This window comes from Porcipelethomonas sp. (assembly GCF_051893655.1).
Taxonomy (GTDB): Bacteria; Bacillota; Clostridia; order Oscillospirales; family Ruminococcaceae; genus Porcipelethomonas.
In genome coordinates this window covers 22968-29439 of record NZ_JBJFHN010000128.1, presented here as the reverse complement: position 1 = coordinate 29439, position 6472 = coordinate 22968, and the positions used below count along the sequence as shown (strand labels likewise).

General features: G+C 40.9%; 3 protein-coding genes. All 3 read left to right on the top strand.

Annotation, left to right across the window (positions count from 1 at the left end; genetic code table 11):
• The first annotated feature begins 337 nt into the window (after positions 1 to 337).
• Positions 338 to 1714: a bifunctional UDP-N-acetylglucosamine diphosphorylase/glucosamine-1-phosphate N-acetyltransferase GlmU gene (gene glmU / locus ACI4WO_RS07755; protein WP_439806986.1), complete on the top strand. Its 1377-nt coding sequence runs from the start codon at positions 338 to 340 to the stop codon at positions 1712 to 1714.
• A gap of 5 nt (positions 1715 to 1719) precedes the next feature.
• On the top strand, positions 1720 to 2349 hold the full coding sequence (pth, locus tag ACI4WO_RS07750; protein WP_439806985.1) for an aminoacyl-tRNA hydrolase: 630 nt from the start codon (positions 1720 to 1722) through the stop codon (positions 2347 to 2349).
• A 455-nt stretch (positions 2350 to 2804) separates the two neighbouring features.
• A complete protein-coding gene (mfd, locus tag ACI4WO_RS07745; protein ID WP_439806984.1) occupies positions 2805 to 6266 on the top strand; it encodes a transcription-repair coupling factor in 3462 nt (1153 codons plus the stop codon).
• Positions 6267 to 6472: the final 206 nt, after the last annotated feature.

Sequence of the window (6472 nt, the reverse complement as noted above, 5' to 3'; positions counted from 1 at the left end):
AAGAAGCAAAGAAATGTAATGACATAAACTTCCTTTTGAACTGGAACGCTTAGAAGGCGACCCACAACTGTGTTGAGGGATTTCTGTCACTTACGAAGCCCTAAAAGCTGCACTCATCTTGATGGGAGCTTTCTTAAAATAAATGTTTCCATTTAAATGAATTGTCGAGCCTTATTTAAAGGAACGAATAAAAGAAAGCCACGTCTGAAAGTTTTTGTCTTACTTTTTTCAAAAAGTAAGTGGTCGAGCCTTATATTAAAATAAATCAGTAAAATAAAATACGTATAAAAGTTTTTGCCTACTTTTTTTCAAAAAAGTAGGGAAGGAGGAAAAATATATGAATAATGCTGTAATACTGGCCGGAGGTCAGGGTAAAAGAATGAAATCAGACATACCAAAGCCTATGTTCAAGGTTCTGGGAGAGCCTATGCTTGAATGGGTCATAAAAGCATGCGAAGGTGCTGGAATTGAAAAGATGTGTATTGTCAAAGGCTTTATGTCCGAGGTAATAGATGAATATCTTGACGGACGCTATGAAACAGTTCTTCAAAGTGAAAGACTGGGTACAGGTCATGCGGTTATGCAGGCTGTACCATTTATGAAAGCAAACGGAGGAAATACCCTTGTGCTGTGCGGTGACGCTCCTTTCATTGATTCTGAAACTATAAAAAAATCTCTGGAACTTCACGAATCCGAGGGTAATTCTATAACTGTAATTACTGCTGAAATTGACAATCCAAAAGGCTACGGCAGAATTGTAAGAGGCGAAAACGGCATAACTTCTATTGTAGAGGAAAAGGACGCTTCTGTTTCCCAGCGTGAAATAAAGGAAGTAAATTCCGGCGCATACTGGTTTAAGACAGATGACCTTATTGAGTATCTGGGTGAGCTTACTCAAAACAACTCTCAGGGTGAGTATTATCTGACTGACAGTGTGTTTATTGCTTTAAACAAAGGCAGACGTGTAAATGCATATATTTCTGAAAATCCTAATGTAGTAAAGGGCGCAAATGACAGAAGGGGTCTTCTGGAACTTAACACAATTGCGAGAATGGCAGTTATTGACAAGCACCTTGATAATGGAGTAGAATTCAACTGTATTGACGGAGTTGTAATCGGAAGAGATGTAACAATTGAACCCGGAACAGAAATCATGGCAGGAACTCATCTGAGAGGAAAAACAAAAATCGGTAAAGACTGCCGTATAGGACCAAACTGCATAATTGATGACTGCGATATAAAGGAAGGCGTAAGCTTAAACTATGTTCAGGCATTTGATTCTACCATTGATGCCGGAGTAAAAATCGGTCCATGGGTTCATATCCGTCCGGGCAGCCATATCAAGAGCGGAGTTAAAATCGGTGACTTTGTTGAAATCAAGAATTCCGTTATCGGCGAGGGTACTGCTGTTGCTCACCTTACATATGTAGGTGACAGCGATGTAGGTAAAAAAGTAAACTTCGGCTGCGGTACCGTTACTGTAAACTATGACGGTATTGTAAAGAGCAGATGCGAAATCGGCGACAACTGCTTTATCGGATGCAACACAAATCTTATTGCTCCTGTAAAGCTTGGAAAGGCTGTTTATACTGCTGCCGGAACTACTATTACAAAGGACGTTCCGGATTATGCACTGGCAATTGACAGAGGCGTTGTTAAGATAAAGGAAGGATACAGTCTGGTAAAGCTTAAGAAAAGACTGGACAATGAGTGATATAAATGAGTATTTTTGATAAATTCAGGGAAATTTCAAAATCTGAAGCACCGATGCCTTCAGGTCCTGTTGAATATATAATAGCAGGCTTAGGAAATCCCGGAGAGCAGTATGCGTACACAAGGCACAATGCTGGATTTATGGTAATGGACACTATGGCACAGCGGCTGGGTACAGAAATAAAAAAACTGAAATTCAAATCTCTTTGCAGTGATGTATCAATAAGCGGGAAGCACTGCCTTTTAATGAAACCGTCAACTTACATGAACAACAGCGGTCAGGCAATAACAGAAGCCATGAACTTTTACAAGCTGGATATTGAGCATGTAATTATTGTATATGATGATATTTCACTTGAACCGGGAACGTTGAGAATCCGCAGAAAAGGCAGTGACGGCGGTCATAACGGAATAAAGAGCATTATATATCTTACCGGAGAAAATACATTTCCACGAATTAAAATGGGCGTAGGCAAAAAACCTCATCCTAAATTCGACCTTGCCGACTGGGTACTCAGCCGGTTCGGTCAGGAAGATCTGGAAAAAATGCAGGATGCCTGTCAGCATGCCTGCGACAGTATTGAACTTATGGTTGACGGCAAAATTGATGAAGCAATGAATAAGTTCAATTCCTGACTTACTTTTTGAAAAAAGTAAGCAAAAAACTTTCAGACGTATTTTTCTTTACTGGCTTATTTTACATAAGGCTCGACCGTTTACTAAAATGGAACTAAAGGGAAAATTTGAAAAAAAGTAAGCAAAAAACTTTTATTTCGTCCTTAATTTTATTGATTAATCTTGATAAGGCTCGACAGGTTACTGTGATGAAACTTGAGAGAAAAATTGAAAAAAGGCTGGGCGAAAACTTTCAGACGTATTTTTCTTTACTGGCTTATTTTACATGAGGCTCGACAGCTTACTTTGTAGGGGCGAGCATTGCTCGCCCTTCTTTTACTTTCTTGAAGCATCAAGAAAGTAAGGAAAAATACTCTTTGTTATCTTTCTTTTCAAGAAAGTAAAAGTAAAATAAAAATTTTCGGGCAATCCCCTGTTTGCGGGGGTTGCTGTTTTGTGTTTGGAAGGAGCTGACAATGAATTTTTTCAGGGATACTTTCCGGGAGCTTGAAAGCTGGAAAGAGATATCGGCATGTCTGGATAAGGGGATAACTCCCCTGTGCGCTACGGGACTTTCGCATGTTCATAAGGCACAGTTTATTTATTCACTTTATTCAGGTCAGCCTGTACTTGTAATAACAGAGAGCGAAGCTGCGGCAAAGAAACTTTGCGATGATCTGGAGATAATGTCGGGACAGCATGATTTTGCCATGCTTTTTCCATCCAGAGAGCTTGCTCTTACCCGTATAGAGGGCTTTTCAAGAGAATATGAGCATCAGCGGCTGGCGGCACTTTCAATGCTGATAAACGGGAAATGCAAAATTCTGGCAGCGAGTATTGAAGCGGTCATGGAACCGGTTATTCCAGAAGATGTGCTGATCGACAACACTGTTGAAATAAAATCCGGCGGTGAAATAAACCTTGACGTACTTAAGCAAAAGCTTGTAAATATGGGTTATGTAAGATGTGATAAGGTTGAGGGACCTTCACAGTTTTCTGTAAGGGGTGCAATTGCGGATATTTTCCCTGTTCAGTCAGAACAGCCGGTGAGAATGGAACTCTGGGGGGACGAGATTGACAGTATTTCATATTTTGACCCTGAAACCCAGAGAAGAACAGAATCAGCGGAATCTGTGGAAATTGCTCCGGCAATTGAAACAGTAACTGACAGAATTGCACTTGCCGATAAAATTGACGCTTTTGCCAAAGGCATCAGAAGCAAGAAAGCAGATGTAATAAAAGAGCATCTTGCAGAGGACGCTGATGCTCTCAGAGAAAACAGCGAGCTTCAGTATATGGATAAATATATCCCGCTGATTTACGACGGAAAAATCCCGTCGGTTTTTGAATATTTCAGCGGTATTACTGTATTTTCCGAATATGTTTCTGCACTGGAAAGTGCAAAGGGAGTTATTGCCCAGTATAACGAAGACTGTAAAATACTCCTTGAAGAAGGTGAGCTTTGCAGAGGTCTTGAGGGACATTATTTTGAACCGGAACATATTTTTTCAGAATCCGGCAGTAACGGACAGATATTCTTAAGCAATTTTGTTCAGGGACTTGACAGAGTAGGCTATAAAAAAATAATCAGCTTTGATGCACTTCATAATGCTCCCTGGGGAGGGGAAATGCGTCAGCTCAATGAAGACCTGAAAAGCTACTGCGACAGGGGATACCGGACAATGCTTATCGCCGGAAGTGAAAAAACTCTTCCCATTATCCGTCAGGATCTGACAGATGCCGGAATAAAATGCGATATAGCAAAGGAAGATTCTGAGTGTCTGCCCGGCAGAGTTCTGCTTATGACCGGAAGTCTGTCCGGCGGAACTGAATACCCGGAAAACAAAACGGCGGTAATTACTCAGGCAAAAGCTACAAGCTCAAAAAAGAAAAAGAGAAAACATAAAAAGGGCGAGGAAATAAGAAGTCTTTCAGACATTTCAGCCGGAGATCTGGTGGTTCATTCCCTTCACGGTATCGGAAGATTTGTTGGCATCAGAAAGCTGGAGCTTGAGGGCGTTACAAAGGATTACATTACTATCCAGTACGCCGGAAAGGACGTTTTATATGTACCGGTAACTCAGCTTGATATGGTCTCAAGATATATCGGACCGAGAGACGATACCGGAGTAAAGCTTAACAAGCTTTCATCAGCGGAATGGCAGAAAACCAGAAACAATGTAAAACGTGCCGTAAAAGATATGGCACACGAGCTTACTGCACTTTATGCAAAACGTGAAAACAGTCAGGGTATAGCTTTTGAACCGGACGATGAAATGCAAAGAGATTTTGAGTCACGTTTTCCTTATGCTGAAACAGATGATCAGTTACAGTCCATAAGCGAAATCAAAGAGGATATGGAAAAGCCAAGACCTATGGACAGACTTCTCTGCGGAGACGTGGGATTCGGCAAAACAGAAGTGGCGTTCCGGGCAGCAATGAAGTGTGTTGCAAGTGGAAAACAGTGCGCTATTTTAGTGCCGACCACAGTTCTTGCAATGCAGCATTACCAGACTGCCTTAAGACGCTTTGAACAGTTTCCTGTAAACATTGAACTGCTTTCCCGTTTCCGGACTCCCAAACAGCAGCAGGATATTTTAAAGAGACTGAAAAAAGGTCTTATCGATATTATTATCGGTACTCACAGACTGGTGCAGAAAGACGTTGAATTCAAAGATTTAGGTCTTGCCATCATAGACGAGGAACAGCGTTTCGGAGTGGCACACAAGGAAAAATTCAAGGAGCATTTTACTGGTGTTGATATGCTTACTCTTTCGGCTACGCCTATTCCGCGTACCCTTAACATGGCAATGAGCGGTATCAGAGATATGTCGGTCATTGACGAACCTCCTCAGGACAGACATCCGGTACAGACTTATGTTGTGGAATATAATCCGGGCATGCTGATACAGGCAATAAACAAAGAGCTAAAAAGAGGCGGTCAGGTTTATTATATACACAACCGTGTGGAAACTATTGCAGCATGTGCTTCCAAATTACAGGACTTTATTCCGGATGCCAGAATTGCCTATGCCCACGGTCAGATGTCAGAAGAGGATATGTCGGAAATCTGGAGACAGCTTGTTGAACATGAAATAGATATACTTGTCTGTACTACTATTATCGAAACGGGTGTTGACGTTCCGAATGTAAATACCCTTATTATTGAAGATGCAGACTATTTCGGACTTTCCCAGCTTTATCAGCTCAGAGGCCGTGTGGGACGTTCCAACAGAAGAGCATTTGCTTATTTTACATTCAGGCGTGAAAAGGTACTGAGCGAAGTTGCCGCAAAAAGACTTAATGCCATGAGAGAATTTACTCAGTTCGGCAGCGGTTTCAGAATTGCTATGCGTGACCTTGAAATAAGAGGTGCAGGAAGTATTCTGGGCGGAAAACAGCACGGACATATGGAGTCGGTAGGATATGACATGTATATCCGCCTTCTTACAGAAGCTATTGCCGAGGAAAAGGGAGAGCCGGTCAAAAAGGCTGCGGACTGTTCTGTGGATATTCAGATAGATGCCCACATTCCGGAAAAATATATTGAAAGTTTAGCCCAGCGTCTTGACATATACAAAAAAATTGCAGCCGTTGAAACACCGGAAGACAAGGTTGAAATGATCGACGAGCTTATTGACCGTTACGGAGATCCGCCAAAATCCGTTCTGGGACTTATTGACGCTTCACTGCTTAGAAATACTGCGGCAAATCTTGGAATTACTGAAATCAAACAGAACAGAGACAGACTGTTTTTCTATATCGAACATCCGGCGCCTGAACAGATAAATGCCGTATCTGCGGCGTATAAGGGAAGAGTAATGTTTAACAGTCTTTCAAAGCCGTATATAAGCATAAAGCTTAACGACAGGGAAGATCCGGAACGCCTGATGGAATCAGTGCTTTCAGTTATGAAAAACAACTGTGAAGAAAAATAATTTTTATAACTTAAAAATTTATTTAAATTGTGCAAAATGAACGTTTTATATAAATTAAATTTGGCATATTTATTCAGTTTTGATATAGACATATTGCGGATATTAATGATATAATTAAAATGTATAAAATTAAGATTATATCTAAAACAACAAAGCGTTAATATGCTCTTTGTGCGGTATCAGTGCTTTCTTAAAATACAGAGGTG